The sequence below is a fragment of the Paucilactobacillus nenjiangensis genome (assembly GCF_008632615.1).
GTDB classification, from domain to species: domain Bacteria; phylum Bacillota; class Bacilli; order Lactobacillales; family Lactobacillaceae; genus Paucilactobacillus; species Paucilactobacillus nenjiangensis.
In genome coordinates this window covers 1,873,349-1,889,787 of record NZ_CP043939.1, presented here as the reverse complement: position 1 = coordinate 1,889,787, position 16,439 = coordinate 1,873,349, and the positions used below count along the sequence as shown (strand labels likewise).

11 protein-coding genes, 2 tRNA genes and 1 rRNA gene are annotated in these 16,439 nt (G+C 41.3%); all 14 read left to right on the top strand.

What is annotated here, in order from left to right:
- Position 1: 1 nt before the first annotated feature.
- The 14 genes from mfd to F0161_RS09625 all read left to right on the top strand — a co-directional run bounded on the left by mfd (position 2) and on the right by F0161_RS09625 (position 16,422).
- The gene (gene mfd / locus F0161_RS09690; protein ID WP_150204433.1) at positions 2-3,544 is read left to right on the top strand and encodes a transcription-repair coupling factor; all 3,543 of its coding nucleotides are present in this window, start codon (positions 2-4) and stop codon (positions 3,542-3,544) included.
- The gene (locus tag F0161_RS09685; RefSeq protein ID WP_150204432.1) at positions 3,522-5,108 is read left to right on the top strand and encodes a putative polysaccharide biosynthesis protein; all 1,587 of its coding nucleotides are present in this window, start codon (positions 3,522-3,524) and stop codon (positions 5,106-5,108) included. The genes mfd and F0161_RS09685 overlap by 23 nt, the downstream gene beginning before the upstream one ends.
- A 1-nt stretch (position 5,109) precedes the next feature.
- Positions 5,110-5,379 carry an RNA-binding S4 domain-containing protein gene (locus tag F0161_RS09680; RefSeq protein ID WP_137602385.1) on the top strand — a complete coding sequence of 90 codons (270 nt, stop codon included), beginning with the start codon at positions 5,110-5,112 and terminating at the stop codon, positions 5,377-5,379.
- A 158-nt stretch (positions 5,380-5,537) separates the two neighbouring features.
- Positions 5,538-5,906 carry an FtsB family cell division protein gene (locus tag F0161_RS09675; protein ID WP_137602386.1) on the top strand — a complete coding sequence of 123 codons (369 nt, stop codon included), beginning with the start codon at positions 5,538-5,540 and terminating at the stop codon, positions 5,904-5,906.
- Positions 5,907-6,012: 106 nt separating this feature from the next.
- The gene (locus tag F0161_RS09670) at positions 6,013-6,519 is read left to right on the top strand and encodes a S1 domain-containing RNA-binding protein (protein WP_150204431.1); all 507 of its coding nucleotides are present in this window, start codon (positions 6,013-6,015) and stop codon (positions 6,517-6,519) included.
- A gap of 28 nt (positions 6,520-6,547) precedes the next feature.
- Positions 6,548-7,864, top strand: a complete 1,317-nt coding sequence (gene tilS / locus F0161_RS09665) for a tRNA lysidine(34) synthetase TilS (protein ID WP_190318863.1) — start codon at positions 6,548-6,550, stop codon at positions 7,862-7,864.
- Between the two features lie 2 nt (positions 7,865-7,866).
- A complete protein-coding gene (gene hpt / locus F0161_RS09660) occupies positions 7,867-8,406 on the top strand; it encodes a hypoxanthine phosphoribosyltransferase (protein WP_137602389.1) in 540 nt (179 codons plus the stop codon).
- 91 nt (positions 8,407-8,497) lie between these two features.
- On the top strand, positions 8,498-10,567 hold the full coding sequence (gene ftsH / locus F0161_RS09655) for an ATP-dependent zinc metalloprotease FtsH (RefSeq protein WP_137602390.1): 2,070 nt from the start codon (positions 8,498-8,500) through the stop codon (positions 10,565-10,567).
- Between the two features lie 80 nt (positions 10,568-10,647).
- Positions 10,648-11,535: an Hsp33 family molecular chaperone HslO gene (hslO, locus tag F0161_RS09650; protein WP_137602391.1), complete on the top strand. Its 888-nt coding sequence runs from the start codon at positions 10,648-10,650 to the stop codon at positions 11,533-11,535.
- Positions 11,536-11,604: 69 nt separating this feature from the next.
- Entirely contained in the window at positions 11,605-12,603 is a 999-nt protein-coding gene (gene dusB, locus F0161_RS09645) for a tRNA dihydrouridine synthase DusB (RefSeq protein ID WP_150204429.1), read from the top strand.
- 40 nt (positions 12,604-12,643) lie between these two features.
- Positions 12,644-14,116, top strand: coding sequence for a lysine--tRNA ligase (gene lysS / locus F0161_RS09640; RefSeq protein WP_150204685.1), 1,473 nt, complete (start codon positions 12,644-12,646; stop codon positions 14,114-14,116).
- Positions 14,117-14,607: 491 nt separating this feature from the next.
- Positions 14,608-16,182, top strand: a 16S ribosomal RNA gene (locus F0161_RS09635).
- 87 nt (positions 16,183-16,269) lie between these two features.
- Positions 16,270-16,344, top strand: a tRNA-Ile gene (locus F0161_RS09630).
- Between the two features lie 5 nt (positions 16,345-16,349).
- A tRNA-Ala gene (locus F0161_RS09625) sits at positions 16,350-16,422 on the top strand.
- Positions 16,423-16,439: the final 17 nt, after the last annotated feature.

Genomic DNA, 16,439 nt, shown 5'->3' with positions numbered 1-16,439 from the left:
ATTGAAATTAGAAAACCTTCTGGTGCAGATGCCAGAGTTTAAGACAATTGAATCTGGAATTAATGAACAAAAGCGGCAATTAATTACTGGTGTTTCAGGTTCGGCGGAAACGTTGTTAATCAGTGCACTTCATAGCCAATTGCAACAATCCCAAATTATTGTCACTGACGATTTGGCACATATGGAATTGATTACCAATGACTTGTTGAACCGTTTGCCGGACAATCAAGTCTTCCAATTTCCAGTGGAAGAAAATTTGGCGGTTGAAGTCGCAACTAGTTCACCTGAATTTCGTTTACAGCGGGTCCTTGCTTTGGACGCGCTTTTAAGCGACCAACCAGTGGTAATTGTCACTTCGACTTCCGGTTTGAAAAGAAGATTACCAGCAGCGCAAACTTTTCAAAATGCACAACTAAAAATCAAAATTGGTTCTGACATCAAGTTAACTGAAGCACGGACGCAGCTCAGCTCAATGGGCTTTCAGTTTGAAAAAATGGTCGTTCGTCCTGGAGATTTTGCTATTCGTGGCTCAATTTTAGATATTTATCCATTAAATACTGATAACCCGGTTCGGATTGATTTATTTGATACCGAAGTGGATTCATTGCGGTATTTTGATGCGACCACACAACGCAGTATCGAAAATGTTGAGGAAGTTTCAATCTTACCTGCGACTGACTTCGTGATTGATGCAACTGACTTTGATCGAATTCATGATTCATTAGCGAAACAATTAAGTAAGGCGAGCGGTAAGCTAGATGACGAGCAACGAAACCAATTAGAACAAAATATTTCACCAATTTTAAAGGCCTTGAAGCATCAACAAATTACACCGGAATTGATTGAATTTAGTCAGGATGTATATGCAGATGACGTCTCAATCTTAGACTATTTACCCAAGACAGGGATGGTGCTGACCGAAGATTATCCCCGGATTTTAGCTAAGGAAGATGATGTTGATGAAGGCCAAACAAGTTGGTTAGAAGCACAAGCAGCCAGTCAAAAAATCATTAGTGATCAATCTTTGAATCATGACGTGAGTCAGTTAATCACCAGTGATAAGCATGCGCAAGCTTTCTTCGCACTCTTTCAAAAGGGAATGGGTAAGATTCGGTTTGCACAAATTACCAATCTAATTGCGCGCAACATGCAACAATTTTTTGGCCAAATGCCAGTGTTGAAAGCCGAAATGCAGCGATTCAATAAGCAACAGTTGACGACAGTTATTTTAGTCAATAGCGCCGAACGATTGACCAAGGTTGAAAACACGCTCAACGATTTTGGTATTCAGATTACTTTGACTGAAAAAGATGAAATTCAAACTGGCGTATCCCAATTAGTCAATGATAGTTTGGCTAATGGATTTGAATTGCCAGGGGCGAATTTGGTTGTCATTACCGAATCAGAACTGTTTAAAACGGTCCAAAAAAAGCGGGCACGACGCCAAACACTCGAAAATGCGGAAAGAATTAAAAGTTACACGGACCTTAAACCAGGGGATTATGTCGTTCATGTAAACCACGGGATTGGTCAATTCACAGGCATTGAAACGATTGAGAGCCAAGGCGTTAAACAAGATTACATCGCCATCGAATTTCAAAAAAATGCCAAAATTTTTGTACCCGTTACTCAACTTAACTTAGTGCAGAAGTACGTTTCCTCTGAATCCAAGAAACCTAAAATTAACAAATTAGGTGGTTCTGAATGGGCGAAAACTAAACGCAGTGTCGCTGCTAAAATCGAAGATATCGCTCAAGAACTAGTAGAATTGTACGCGGCACGGGAAGCTGAAGTTGGCTTCCAATTTCCACGTGATGATGATTATCAGCAGCAATTTGAAGATGATTTTCCGTATACGGAAACGCCAGATCAGTTGCGCAGTAGTTCTGAAATTAAAAAGGACATGGAAGGCGTCAAACCAATGGATCGACTGTTGGTCGGGGATGTTGGATACGGTAAAACAGAAGTCGCCTTACGAGCCGCCTTTAAAGCAGTTGAAGGTGGTAAGCAAGTCGCGTTCTTAGTACCCACTACAATTTTGGCTCAGCAACATTTTGATTCAATGCAGCGTCGTTTCGAAGGCTATCCAGTTAATGTGGCCATGATGTCTCGCTTCCGGACGCGCAAGCAACTCAATGAAACGGAACAACAATTGATGACCGGCGAGTGTGATATCGTCGTTGGGACGCATCGCATTTTGTCAAAAGACGTTAAATTTAAGGATTTAGGCTTATTAATTATTGATGAAGAACAACGCTTTGGAGTGAAACATAAGGAACGATTGAAGCAGTTAAAAAGCTCAGTTGATGTGTTGACCTTGACGGCTACCCCAATTCCTCGTACTTTGCATATGTCAATGTTGGGTGTGCGTGATTTATCTGTGATTGAAACGCCACCAGCTGGTCGTTTTCCAATTCAAACGTACGTGATGGAACAAAATGCCGGTGCACTTCGTGACGCGGTCATGCGTGAAATGGGTCGTGGTGGCCAGGTTTATTATTTGCATAACCGGGTTGCTGATATTGAAAAAACCGTGGCAGAAATTTCGGTGCTGGTGCCAGAGGCTCGCGTGGGCTATATTCACGGACAAATGACTGAAGTTCAGCTCGAATCGGTACTATATGACTTTATTCGCGGTGAATACGACGTGCTCGTGACCACTTCAATCATTGAAACTGGGGTCGATATTCCAAACGTCAATACGCTCTTCGTCGAAGATGCGGACCGGATGGGACTATCACAGCTTTACCAGATTCGTGGTAGAATTGGACGAAGTAATCGGGTGGCCTATGCGTATTTCATGTATCAACAAAACAAAGTTTTAACGGAAGTTAGTGAAAAAAGGCTCTCTGCCATTCGTGATTTTACCGAATTAGGTTCCGGCTTTAAAATTGCCATGCGTGATTTGTCGATTCGTGGGGCGGGTAACTTATTAGGCCAACAACAACACGGGTTCATTGATTCTGTGGGTTATGATTTGTATTCGCAAATGTTGGCGGATGCCGTCGCAGTCAAACGTGGCGAAGAACGGATTGTTAAAACAGATACAGAGATTGAAGTTGGCATTGAGGCCTATTTACCAACTGAATATGTCGATGATCAACGGCAAAAAATTGAATTATATAAGAGTATTCGTTCGCTGGAAAATGAAGAGCGTCTGATGGACTTAGAAAATGATCTGATTGATCGATTCGGTGATTTCCCAGTGCAGGTTGAAAATCTATTAGCAGTTGGGCGGCTAAAAATGTATGCTGATTTAGCCCAGCTTGATAAAATTAGGAAACAAAAAGATTATATTTTCGTGACCTTATCAGAGAAGGCCAGTGAACAAATCACAGCTCGCGAATTATTGAAAGACTTAACCGTGACAGCCTTTAAAGCCACAATCGGGGATGAGGCTGGTAAAACGATGATTAAATTGGTAATCCAACCGAAGATGACACAAAAAGATTGGATGGAACAGTTGACCGTCTTTGTGAAAGCGTTAAGTGAACATTTCGAAGTTGCAGGAGAACAGGACAATGAAGAATCAACGACTGCATAGAGTATTTGAAGGCGCGATGATTCTATCGCTCTCATCATTGATCGCTAAAATTTTAGGCGCGGTCTATCGAGTACCGTTTCAAAATTTAGTTGGCGATCAAGGCTTTTATGTTTACCAACAAGTTTATCCAATCTACGGGATTGGGATGACAATTGCTTTAACCGGGTTGCCCGTGTTTATTTCTAAATTGATTGCAGAACAACCAGATGAAGCTGGCAAACGGCGAGTTGCTCAGCAACTACTGAAGTTGATTACACCAGTATCGTGGTTGATTTTGGTTGGCCTATGGTTTTTAGCTACGCCATTAGCCACTTTAATGGGTGACCGCCAATTAGCACCGATTATTCAAAGTGTTTCCTTAATGTTCTTGTTTATTCCACTCACCTCAGTCACGCGTGGCTATCAACAAGGTCGTTATATAATGACGACCACCTCAATTTCTCAATTAGTTGAGCAGATTGTCCGCGTGGTGATTGTAATTTCAGTGGCAGTGATTTCAGTTAATGTTGGCTGGAACGTTTATCAAATGGGTACCTGGGCCATGGGAGCAGCTGCCGCAGCCGGATTGTCCGCTAGTATCGTGTTAATGCCAACCTTTAAGAAAATGTTGACGGGTACAAAACAAGCTGGCAGTATCAACGAATTAAAAATTATCGCTCGGCGGTTGTTACTAGAAGGTGGCCTCATTTGCCTGTTTGCATCACTAGTGGTATTGCTCCAATTGATAGATTCGTTTACGGTTCAACAGGCACTGGTTGCCAAAGGAGAAACCCCAGCGATGGCTAAAAGCTTGAAAGGAATCTTTGACCGTGGACAACCACTGATTCAATTAGGGCTCGTGGTGGCAACCTCGGTTTCAGCATCATTGTTGCCATCCCTCACAACTAGTTTTATCGAAAAAAAGGAAGTTGAATTTAGACGGATTTATCGTTCCTTAATGCACCTGTGCACGACTTTAGCTTGTCTAGCAACGGCCGGGTTAGTGGCCCTCATGCCGGAAATTGATACATTGCTGTTCGAAAATGCCAATGGTCAAATTGCTCTATCAATAAATATGATTAGTATTATTTTTATTAGCTTAATCACGACCTACAGTAGTGTTTTGCAAAGTATTAATCGTTTTAGATCAACAGTGGCTGCTCTACTGGCCGGAATCGGCGTGAAAATTGTTATTAACTTTTTCTTAGTCACCAAGTTAGGCATTGCTGGAGCCAGTTTCGGCACAGTCATTAGTCTCAGCGTCGCCTTACTGATTATTTGGATGAAAATGCCGAGCGAATTGCATGCGGTCATCGAAGGAAAAACCTTTGGTATGAAGTTAGCCATTATCGTGATGGCTATGATGGCAGTTGCTTGGATTGTTGCTGCCTTGTCTGAAATGATTTTTGAACATTCACGGCTAGCGATGATTCCCAATGTATTTTTACCAATTATCGCAGGGGTGATTGTGAGCGCTATTGGGATTATTAGGTTGAAGTTGTTTACTGTCAAAGAAGTACTGGTCTTTCCAGGCGGCCGTAAAATATTGAATTTATTAACACACAGTCAAAAGACGGAGGAATAATATGCGATTAGATAAATTTTTAAAAGTTTCACGAATTATTAAACGACGGTCAGTGGCGAAAGAAATTTCGGATCAAGGTCGAATTTTAATTAACGGTAATGCTGCGAAATCGTCAAGTAACGTTAAGGTCGCAGATGAATTAACGATTAAATTTGGTAACAAGACTGAAATCGTTAAGATTTTAAAAATCATCGAAACCACTAAAAAAGATGAAGCAGAACAAATGTATGAAATTTTAGATGAAAGTTACGCTGAAGATTTTCGCAAATAATGTATAGTAGTTTAATTTTCTCTGAATAATTTTTTAAGAATTGTCCATTTACCCCTTTATTTAAGCGGGATTACAAGTCCTAACTGAATTTATTTGTATTAGACAAATAGGAGAGAGGTTGGTATACTCGTGGTAATGAATTACGAGGGGTAAGTACTATGGGGAAAAAACGTAATAGCAGTAATATTGCGTCAATCAATACGAAACTAGCTAAACAAGTCGAAGAGCGAGATCGCATCGTTAAGGTACGTAAACATCGGTTTTACGCTATCATCGGTTTTTTTGCGGTCATTTTTCTAGTTTTAGGTTTTCAAATTATTCAAACTAAATATAATTTAGGTAAAGTGAATAACCAAATTGAAGCGAAGCAAGAAACACTGCAAAAAACTAAAGCTAAGAATAAAAAATTAGACAAACAAGTCGAGCTACTCCATGACAATAATTATCTACAAAAGATTTTGAGACAAAAATATTACTATTCTAAATCCGGCGAAACCATCTACAGTTTATCGGATTCCAGTAAATAGAGTTTGACCACAACACATAATTGTGACTAAACTCTTTTTTTGTAGAGATGTCGGCGCAAATTATGCTATACTCGAATTACATAATTCAAGGAGGATCTTTCGATTCATGGCAATTGAAGTTGGTACAAAAGTTTCTGGTAAAGTTTCTGGAATTACAAATTTTGGGGCATTTGTTGATTTAGAAAATCACAAAACGGGGCTAGTCCATATTAGTCAAGTTTCCAGCGGATTCGTCAATGATATTCACGACGTTTTGACAGTGGGGGATGCGGTTAATGTTAAGGTCATGTCAATCGGTGATGATGGCAAAATAGCATTATCTATCAAGGCAGCTAGTGACAATCCGGAGCAAAAATCCGATCGTCCAAGTCATGCTCATCATGCACACACACAGTCAACACAAAACAATCGTGATTCAAAGCCAAGGTATCAAAGTAGACCTAATAATAGTCGTGGAAACGATTTTGGAAATAAAAAACAAGCTAGTGCAGGTGGAGCCAGTGACTTCGATAGTATGATGTCTGGTTTCTTAAAGGAAAGTGAATCTCGCTTATCAACTCTGAAACATAATACCGAGGGTAAACGCGGTGGACGTGGTGGTAGAAGAAGTTAATAGGTGAAATACTAAACAGATGAACAACTTGCAAACAAAATTCGAGCGGGACTTACAACGGGACCGCTTTTTTTATTCAAAAGAACCAGTAATTGTGGCTGTTTCGACAGGCTCCGATTCAATGTGTCTTTTGATGCTATTGTTGAGTTTGCCGACTAATCTGCAACCGACAATCGTTGTCGCACATGTCAATCATGAGTTACGACATCAAAGCGCAGAAGAAGAACGCTTTTTGGCGCAATTTTGTCAGCAACACCATTTAAAATTAGAAGTGAGTCATTGGCCTAAAGAGCAACATCCTGCGACGGGGATTGAAACGGCGGCTCGCGGATTCCGTTACCAATTTTTTGAAGCGTTAATGAATAAGTATGAGTCAGCCAAATTGTTAACGGCCCATCACTTGAATGATCAAGCTGAAACCATTTTAATGAAATTGACCCGTGGCGGTCAGTTGTCTCAGTTATCGGGGATGGCAACCAGACGTCAATTTGGACCAGGAGAATTGATTAGACCATTGCTGCATTATTCCAAAGCAGAACTACGTGAATATCTGACTCAAAACCAGGTTCGGTATTATGAAGATCAGACAAATCAAACCTTGGAATTTTCGCGGAATCGTTATCGTAATCAAATTTTGCCGTTACTAACTAAAGAAAATAACGAAGTCTTAAATCATTTAGCTTCGTTTGGCAATCAGCTTGCAGAATTAACGCAGTTTGCTGATTTGCAACTGGGTCGATTATGGCAACAGGTGAGTCATGATGGTAATCTGGTAATTTCACAATTAAGTAAGTTAAGTCAGATTGAACGACATCAAGTAGTCCGGTATTGGCTAATTAATATTGAACAATTAGTGGATATTAAGGAATCACAAATTGAGACCGTTGAACAACTCGTGCAGAGTGAAACTGCTCAGGCGCAACTTGATTTAGGCAATCAGATTGTTTTTGAAAAAGAATATCAGGTTGCTAAACTGAGTCGACTTTCCAACGCAGTGGCACAAGAATTTAAACTTGAGGATTTTGTCAGCACCAAGCCTGTGACAGGTGCAATTGAAATATGGCTGCCTCCAGAAGCTTTGCCTTTGACCATCAGAAAGGCAGACTCAGATGATGAAATTCGCTTAAAAGATGGCCATCATCAAAAGGTCAGAAGAATATTAATTGATCAAAAGGTCCCTAATGCAGACCGATTGCAACAATTGGTGGTGGTGACTCGTCAAAACGAACCGATTTGGATTGTAAATCGCAAGTTCACGTACTTAGAGCGACCTGACGACTATAAAACTAATTGGCAAAAATTGTATTTTATGCCACAATTAAATCATAATTTAAAAGGAGACTAGTCATGGATAACGATATTGAAAAGGTACTTTATAGTCGAGAAGAAATCGCCGGAGCGGCCAAACGGATCGGTAAAGAGCTGACTCACGATTATGAAGGCCGTCAGCCGCTTGTTATTTCAGTGCTCAAAGGAGCCATCTTTTTTACAGTTGATGTGTTAAAAGAATTTGACTGTTACACAGATATCGATTTCGTGGATGTTTCAAGTTATCACGGGGGAACAGAATCCAGTGGGAAAGTTGATTTGGTCCGTGAAATTAATACCGATATCAAGGGCCGTGATATCATCTTGATTGAAGATATTATCGATACTGGTCGAACTTTAGAATATATGGTGAATCTTTTAAAGCAAGGAGGAGCCAATGATATCAAGGTTTGTACTCTCTTGGATAAACCAGAAGGACGAGTTGTCGATATCAAAGCCAATTATGTTGGATTTAATGTTCCAAATGAGTTTGTAGTTGGATATGGATTGGATTATAACGAGTTGTATCGTAACCTACCATATGTCGGTATCTTGAAACCAGCAGTGTACCAAAAATAGAAGCGATAAATTAATAGTCAACTATGGTCAATTATGCTATTATAATTTCCATTAACAAAGAGGAAAATATATCGATTGGTAGGAGGAAAACATGAACAACAATAACAACAATAAAAAGAATGGCTTTTCACGTAATGTTCTTTTTTATGCTGTCATTTTCTTATGTATCATGGGAATTGCTTACTTTTTCTTTGGCGGCAATAGTTCAGCAGGTCAATCTGCTAACTTGAAGCAAAGTGAATTTGTAAGTCAGTTGAAAAATAAGAAGATTAAGAGTTTTGATGTACAACCAAGTGGCGGTGTCTACAAAGTTACTGGGACGTACAACAAAGCCCAAAAAACTGAGGCAAGTAGTAGCTTTACGCTAGGAACCTCAAAGGCAGCAACGACTAAGACATTTACGTCAATCGTATTACCAAATGAAGTGACAACTTCACAGTTGCAAAAATACGCAACTCAGAACAATGTCAAAATGGGGACCAAGGCTGAGGAATCTAGTGGATTCTGGCTCAATATCCTGATTTATATCGTACCAATCGTCATCATGGTGTTCTTCTTCTATATGATGATGGGCCAATCTGGCCAAGGTGGCGGTGGTGGCCGTGGTGTCATGAACTTTGGGAAATCCAAAGCCAAACCATCAGATTCGAAACAAAATAAAGTCCGGTTCGCTGATGTAGCTGGGGCAGAAGAGGAAAAACAAGAATTAGTCGAAGTGGTTGAATTCTTGAAAGATCCGAAGAAGTTCCTGGCACTTGGGGCACGAATACCGGCGGGGGTTCTGTTAGAGGGACCTCCTGGGACTGGTAAAACGTTGCTTGCTAAGGCAGTTGCCGGTGAAGCTGGCGTACCATTCTATTCTATTTCTGGTTCTGATTTCGTTGAAATGTTCGTTGGGGTTGGGGCAAGTCGTGTTCGTGACTTGTTTGAAAATGCCAAGAAAACTGCACCTTCAATCATCTTTATTGATGAAATTGATGCGGTTGGACGTCAACGTGGAGCCGGAATGGGTGGTGGACACGATGAACGTGAACAAACCTTAAACCAATTGTTGGTTGAAATGGATGGATTCAACGGGGATGAAGGGGTCATTGTTATGGCTGCTACTAACCGTTCTGATGTCCTTGATCCTGCCTTGCTACGTCCAGGTCGTTTTGATCGTAAGATTCTTGTCGGACGTCCTGATGTTAAGGGTCGTGAAGCTATTTTGAAGGTTCATGCGAAGAACAAGCCTCTTGATAGCACAGTTGATTTAAAAGTGATTGCCAAAGAAACACCTGGATTTGTTGGTGCCGATTTGGAAAACCTCTTGAACGAAGCTGCCCTCTTGGCTGCTCGTCGTAATCGTAAGACAATTGATGCTAAAGACTTAGATGAAGCTGAAGACCGTGTGATTGCTGGACCAGCTAAGAAAGATCGAGTTGTTTCCAAAACCGAACGTGAAACAGTGGCCTTCCATGAGGCTGGCCATACTGTTGTTGGATTGGTCTTAAATGAAGCTCGAGTCGTTCACAAAGTTACCATTGTTCCTCGTGGACGTGCCGGTGGATACGCAATTATGCTTCCTCGTGAAGATCAAATGTTGATGTCGAAGAAAAATGCGACAGAACAAATTGCTGGTTTAATGGGTGGTCGTGCTGCTGAAGAAATTATCTTCAACTCACAATCATCTGGGGCTTCAAATGACTTTGAACAGGCAACTCAAATTGCTCGTTCAATGGTTACCCAATATGGGATGAGTGATAAGATTGGAATGGTTCAACTTGAAGGTAGTGGTCAACCATTCTTAGGTGCACAATATGGCCAATCACCTGCTTATTCTGAAGCAACTGCAAGCATCATCGATTCTGAAGTTCGTCGATTGACTTCTGAGGGACATCAACAAGCTGTTGATATCATCGAAAGCCATCGTGAACAACATAAGATTATTGCTGAAGCGTTACTCAAGTATGAAACTTTGGATGAAAAACAAATTATTAGTTTGTTTAAGACTGGTCATATGCCAGACGACGATCCAAAAGCGGAAGACACGAGTCATGCAGCTACATTTGAAGAATCAAAACGTGAATTGGAACGTAAAGAAGCTGAACGTCATGAAGACGTCGCTGATGAAACTCCAACTGACGATTCAACAGATGATAGTAGTTCAGATTCAATTTAATAGTAATTCCAAAGGATTGGTGCAATTAACTTTGTAGCAATCCTTTGTTAATGTAACGGATAATATCCAGGGAGATATCAATGACACATAAAGATTATATGGTTAAAAGCATTATTAATGATGGGATGTTTCGTGCATATGTAGTTGATGCGACTAACTTGGTTCAAGAAGCACAAACACGACACGATACCTGGAGCGCATCTTCAGCTGCCTTGGGTCGAAGTCTAGTAGGAACATTACTACTCGCTTCATCAGTTTTAAAAGGTGAGGAAAAAATGACGGTCCGGATTCAAGGTGACGGTCCAGTGGGCGGCATCGTGGTTGATGGAAATGCCAACGGGACAGTTAAAGGATACTTGCAAGACCCACACGTTCATTTGCCCCTCAATTCCAAAGGCAAAATTGATGTCGCGGGTGCGGTGGGAACAACTGGAACTTTGTCCGTCACCAAGGATTTGTTGGTGGGTGAACCTTTTACAGGACAAGTTGAATTGGTTTCTGGAGAACTCGGTGAAGATTTCACTTACTATTTGGCACAATCTGAACAAATTCCTTCGGCGGTGGGGCTATCGGTTTTTGTTAATCCGGATAATTCAATTGAAGTGGCTGGTGGCTTTTTAATTCAAGTTTTGCCAGGCGCCTCTGACGAAGCTATCACTGACCTAGAAACAAAATTATCCCATTTACCGTTAATTTCACAATTATTACAGGAACATAAAGCTCCAGAAGATATCTTATATCAATTGTTTGAACAAGATACAGTTAAGATTGTTGATACAATGCCTGTCGCATTTAAATGTGATTGTTCAAAGGAAAAGTTCAGTGAAATGTTGGCGACTATCAAGAAAGCTGATATTGAACAAATGATTAATGAAGATCATCATGCTGAGGTGGTTTGTCATTTTTGTGGCAACAAGTATCAATACGATGAAAACGATTTAAACGAAATCTTAAGTAAAATGGATTAATACAGTTTGGTAAGACAGTCAAGTCTGTGCTATGATAGTGGTCGCATATGATTTAATGAGGTGAATAAAATGGAATGGAAAATCGGGAATGTTACAATTCCGAACCAGGTAGTTGTTGCTCCGATGGCAGGAGTGACTAATTCGGCTTTTCGCTTAATTTGTAAAAAGTTTGGTGCTGGTTACGTGGTCTGTGAAATGATTTCAGACCGTGGAATTATGTATAAGAACAAAAAAACTTTACAAATGATGAATGTCGAAGCTGCCGAGCACCCAATGGGAATCCAAATTTTTGGTGGCACAAAAGAAACGCTAGTTGAAGCAGCCAAATTTGTTGATCAAAATACTGAAGCAGACGTTATCGATATTAATATGGGATGCCCTGTTAATAAGGTGGTCAAAACTGAAGCTGGTGCTCGCTGGTTATTGGACCCAAACAAGGTTTATGAAATGGTGTCATATGTGACTGACGCTGTCAAAAAGCCAGTCACAGTTAAAATGCGAATCGGTTGGGATGAAGACCATATTTTAGCAGTGGAAGATGCTTTAGCTGCTGAGAAAGCTGGTGCTTCAGCTATTGGTATGCACGGACGTACTCGGAAACAAATGTATACCGGTTCCGCCGACTGGAACGTTTTGAAAGATGTTGCACAGGAACTGACGATTCCATTTATGGCAAATGGGGATGTCAAATCTGCTCAAGATGCTAAAGATATTCTTGATTTAACAGGTGCTGATGCGGTTATGATTGGTCGTGCAGCCATGGGGAATCCTTGGATGCTCTCACAAACAGAACATTACTTAGCTACAGGTGAACTATTACCAGAAGCCACTGTAGAACAAAAAGTTGCTATGGCTAAAGAACATTTGGCTGGACTGGTGAACTTAAAAGGCGAGAAGTTTGGTGTGCCAGAATTTCGTGGGCAAGCAACTTATTACTTAAAAGGAACTTCACGCTCAGCAAAAGCCAAGGCAGCATTAATGGAAAGCAACACGATGGAAGAAATGAATGATATTTTCGACCAGTTTGTAGATCAATCAAAAGAACGAGCATTAAAGCAAGCACAATAAAAATAATGGAGGCAATAACGTGGCAAAACAAGAACAACCAATGAATGACCAACTTCGGGTTCGTCGCGAAAAAATGCAAGAATTGCGTGATAACGGAATGGATCCCTTTGGTCATCGATTTGAACGTACTCATTTAGCAGCTGAAATTCATACTGCATTTGATGCGGTTGAACATGATGATTTATTAGCGCAAGAAAATGAAGTGACCATTAGTGGCCGAATGGTTTCAAAACGTGGTAAAGGAAAAGTCGGCTTTGCTGATATTTTGGATAAGTCGGGCCGGATTCAAGTTTATTTGCGTAAAGATGAATTAGGCGAAGATGTTTATCACATTTTCAAGCGTGCTGATATTGGTGATTTCTTAGGAATAACTGGACATGTCATCAAAACAGATATGGGTGAATTGACGGTTAAGGCAACTGGCCTAACTTTCTTGTCAAAAGCGTTGCGCCCATTGCCTGATAAGTTTCATGGCCTTCAAAATCAAGAACAAATTTATCGTCAACGTTATTTAGATTTAATTGCCAACCGCGATAGCTTTGAACGTTTTCAAAAGCGTAGCAAAATTATTACTGCTATCCGTAGCTATTTAGATGGTAATGGATTTATGGAAGTGGAAACGCCTGTCTTGCATAACCAAGCTGGTGGAGCTAATGCACGTCCATTTATTACACATCACAATGCCTTAGATGTTGATCTATATATGCGGATTGCGCTGGAATTACATTTGAAGCGATTGATTGTCGGTGGTTTCGAACGAGTTTATGAAATTGGACGAGTTTTCCGTAATGAAGGAATGGATACAAAGCACAATCCTGAGTTCACGATGCTTGAAACTTATGTCGCCTACTTTGACTTCCAAGATGTCATGAATGAAACTGAGGGCATTTTCAAAGCTGCAGTTAAGGCTGTCGCTACTGACGGTCAGATTAGTTATCAAGGAACTGATTTGGACCTCAACAAAGAATTCGCTCGTGTTCACATAGTGGATGCTATTAAAGCAGAGACCGGTGTTGATTTCTGGCAAGAAATGACAATTGACGAAGCTCGTAAAATTGCTGATGAACATAAGGTGCATTATGAAGATTATTGGCAAGTTGGTCACATTATCAATGAATTTTTCGAAACGTTTGTTGAAGACAAACTAGTACAACCAACCTTTGTGTATGGTCATCCAGTAGAAATCTCACCACTTGCTAAGAAAAATGCTGATGATCCTCGCTTTACAGATCGTTTTGAACTTTACATTATAGGTAATGAGTTTGCTAATGCATTTACAGAATTGAACGATCCGATTGATCAACGTGAACGTTTTGAAGCCCAAGTGGCAGAACGTGAAGCTGGTAACGATGAAGCCGAAGGTATCGATGAAGATTTCATTGAAGCTTTGGAATATGGTATGCCACCAACGGGTGGACTAGGTATCGGAATTGATCGTTTAGCAATGTTATTAACTGACAGTGCTTCAATTCGTGACGTGATTTTGTTCCCAACTATGCGTCCAGAAGATTAATACGAGTGTTAAGACTGATGAAAATCGGTCTTTTTTTATGAATTAAAAAAAGTTTTTTCAGTCATTTTTTGTCAAAAAGTTTGGAATAAAAAGCTAAGGAATTAAAATTACGAATGAAAAAATAATTTGAAAGTTTATAGTTCGGAATTTAACGAAATCGATGAGAAACGAAGGCATTTACGTGCTTAGAAATTTAAAGAAAATAGTTGACGGTTTATTGAGTAATTGGTACTATAGATATTGCTGTTAAGGCATTACAAAGTTTTTATTTAGTCAAATAAAGTTAAATAAAACGTTGACACGTAATTGCTCAAATGGTAAGATATTACTCGTTGCTGATTTAGAAAAAGCAACGAAATGTAGACCTTTGAAAACTGAATAAAGTTTCGACAAATCAAATGTGTAGGGTCTTTTGACAATAGTCAAAAGCAAATAACATTTGCGAAGTCAATTTCGTGAATACAAACAAATAAGAGCTACAAACTTAAATTATATATGAGAGTTTGATCCTGGCTCAGGATGAACGCTGGCGGTATGCCTAATACATGCAAGTCGAACGCATTCTCGTTTTATATTGACGGTGCTTGCACCAGATTGAAAAGACATTTGAATGAGTGGCGGACGGGTGAGTAACACGTGGGTAACCTGCCCAAAAGTGGGGGATAACATTTGGAAACAAATGCTAATACCGCATAAAAGTTAGAACCGCATGGTTCTAATTTGAAAGATGGTTTCGGCTATCACTTTTGGATGGACCCGCGGCGTATTAGTTAGTTGGTGAGGTAATGGCTCACCAAGACAATGATACGTAGCCGAACTGAGAGGTTGATCGGCCACAATGGGACTGAGACACGGCCCATACTCCTACGGGAGGCAGCAGTAGGGAATCTTCCACAATGGGCGCAAGCCTGATGGAGCAATACCGCGTGAGTGAAGAAGGGTTTCGGCTCGTAAAACTCTGTTGTTGGAGAAGAACGTATGTGATAGTAACTGATCATGTAGTGACGGTATCCAACCAGAAAGCCACGGCTAACTACGTGCCAGCAGCCGCGGTAATACGTAGGTGGCAAGCGTTATCCGGATTTATTGGGCGTAAAGCGAGCGCAGGCGGTTTTTTAAGTCTGATGTGAAAGCCCTTGGCTCAACCAAGGAAGTGCATCGGAAACTGGAGAACTTGAGTGCAGAAGAGGACAGTGGAACTCCATGTGTAGCGGTGAAATGCGTAGATATATGGAAGAACACCAGTGGCGAAGGCGGCTGTCTGGTCTGTAACTGACGCTGAGGCTCGAAAGCATGGGTAGCGAACAGGATTAGATACCCTGGTAGTCCATGCCGTAAACGATGAATGCTAGGTGTTGGAGGGTTTCCGCCCTTCAGTGCCGCAGCTAACGCATTAAGCATTCCGCCTGGGGAGTACGACCGCAAGGTTGAAACTCAAAGGAATTGACGGGGGCCCGCACAAGCGGTGGAGCATGTGGTTTAATTCGAAGCAACGCGAAGAACCTTACCAGGTCTTGACATCTAGCGCCAATCCTAGAGATAGGACGTTCCCTTCGGGGACGCTAAGACAGGTGGTGCATGGTTGTCGTCAGCTCGTGTCGTGAGATGTTGGGTTAAGTCCCGCAACGAGCGCAACCCTTATTATTAGTTGCCAGCATTCAGTTGGGCACTCTAGTGAGACTGCCGGTGACAAACCGGAGGAAGGTGGGGACGACGTCAAATCATCATGCCCCTTATGACCTGGGCTACACACGTGCTACAATGGACGGTACAACGAGTTGCGAACTCGCGAGAGTAAGCTAATCTCTTAAAGCCGTTCTCAGTTCGGACTGTAGGCTGCAACTCGCCTACACGAAGTCGGAATCGCTAGTAATCGCGGATCAGCATGCCGCGGTGAATACGTTCCCGGGCCTTGTACACACCGCCCGTCACACCATGAGAGTTTGTAACACCCAAAGTCGGTGGGGTAACCTTTTAGGAGCCAGCCGCCTAAGGTGGGACAGATGATTAGGGTGAAGTCGTAACAAGGTAGCCGTAGGAGAACCTGCGGCTGGATCACCTCCTTTCTAAGGAATATACGGAACCTACACATTAGTCGAAACTTTATTTAGTTTTGAGAGGTCTACTCTCAACTTAATCAATTGGATTTACATGGGCCTATAGCTCAGCTGGTTTAGAGCGCACGCCTGATAAGCGTGAGGTCGATGGTTCGAGTCCATTTAGGCCCATATATGGGGAATTAGCTCAGATGGGAGAGCACCTGCTTTGCAAGCAGGGGGTCAGCGGTTCGATCCCGCTATTCTCCATTAGTCAACGTAAGTTG

Bases quoted from the DNA above. Each gene is read 5' to 3' on its own strand.
- F0161_RS09685 (WP_150204432.1), top strand. From the start codon at position 3,522: ATGAAGAATCAACGACTGCATAGAGTATTTGAAGGCGCGATGATTCTA.
- F0161_RS09680 (WP_137602385.1), top strand. From the start codon at position 5,110: ATGCGATTAGATAAATTTTTAAAAGTTTCACGAATTATTAAACGACGG.
- F0161_RS09675 (WP_137602386.1), top strand. From the start codon at position 5,538: ATGGGGAAAAAACGTAATAGCAGTAATATTGCGTCAATCAATACGAAA.
- F0161_RS09670 (WP_150204431.1), top strand. From the start codon at position 6,013: ATGGCAATTGAAGTTGGTACAAAAGTTTCTGGTAAAGTTTCTGGAATT.
- hpt (WP_137602389.1), top strand. From the start codon at position 7,867: ATGGATAACGATATTGAAAAGGTACTTTATAGTCGAGAAGAAATCGCC.
- ftsH (WP_137602390.1), top strand. From the start codon at position 8,498: ATGAACAACAATAACAACAATAAAAAGAATGGCTTTTCACGTAATGTT.
- hslO (WP_137602391.1), top strand. From the start codon at position 10,648: ATGACACATAAAGATTATATGGTTAAAAGCATTATTAATGATGGGATG.
- dusB (WP_150204429.1), top strand. From the start codon at position 11,605: ATGGAATGGAAAATCGGGAATGTTACAATTCCGAACCAGGTAGTTGTT.
- lysS (WP_150204685.1), top strand. From the start codon at position 12,644: ATGAATGACCAACTTCGGGTTCGTCGCGAAAAAATGCAAGAATTGCGT.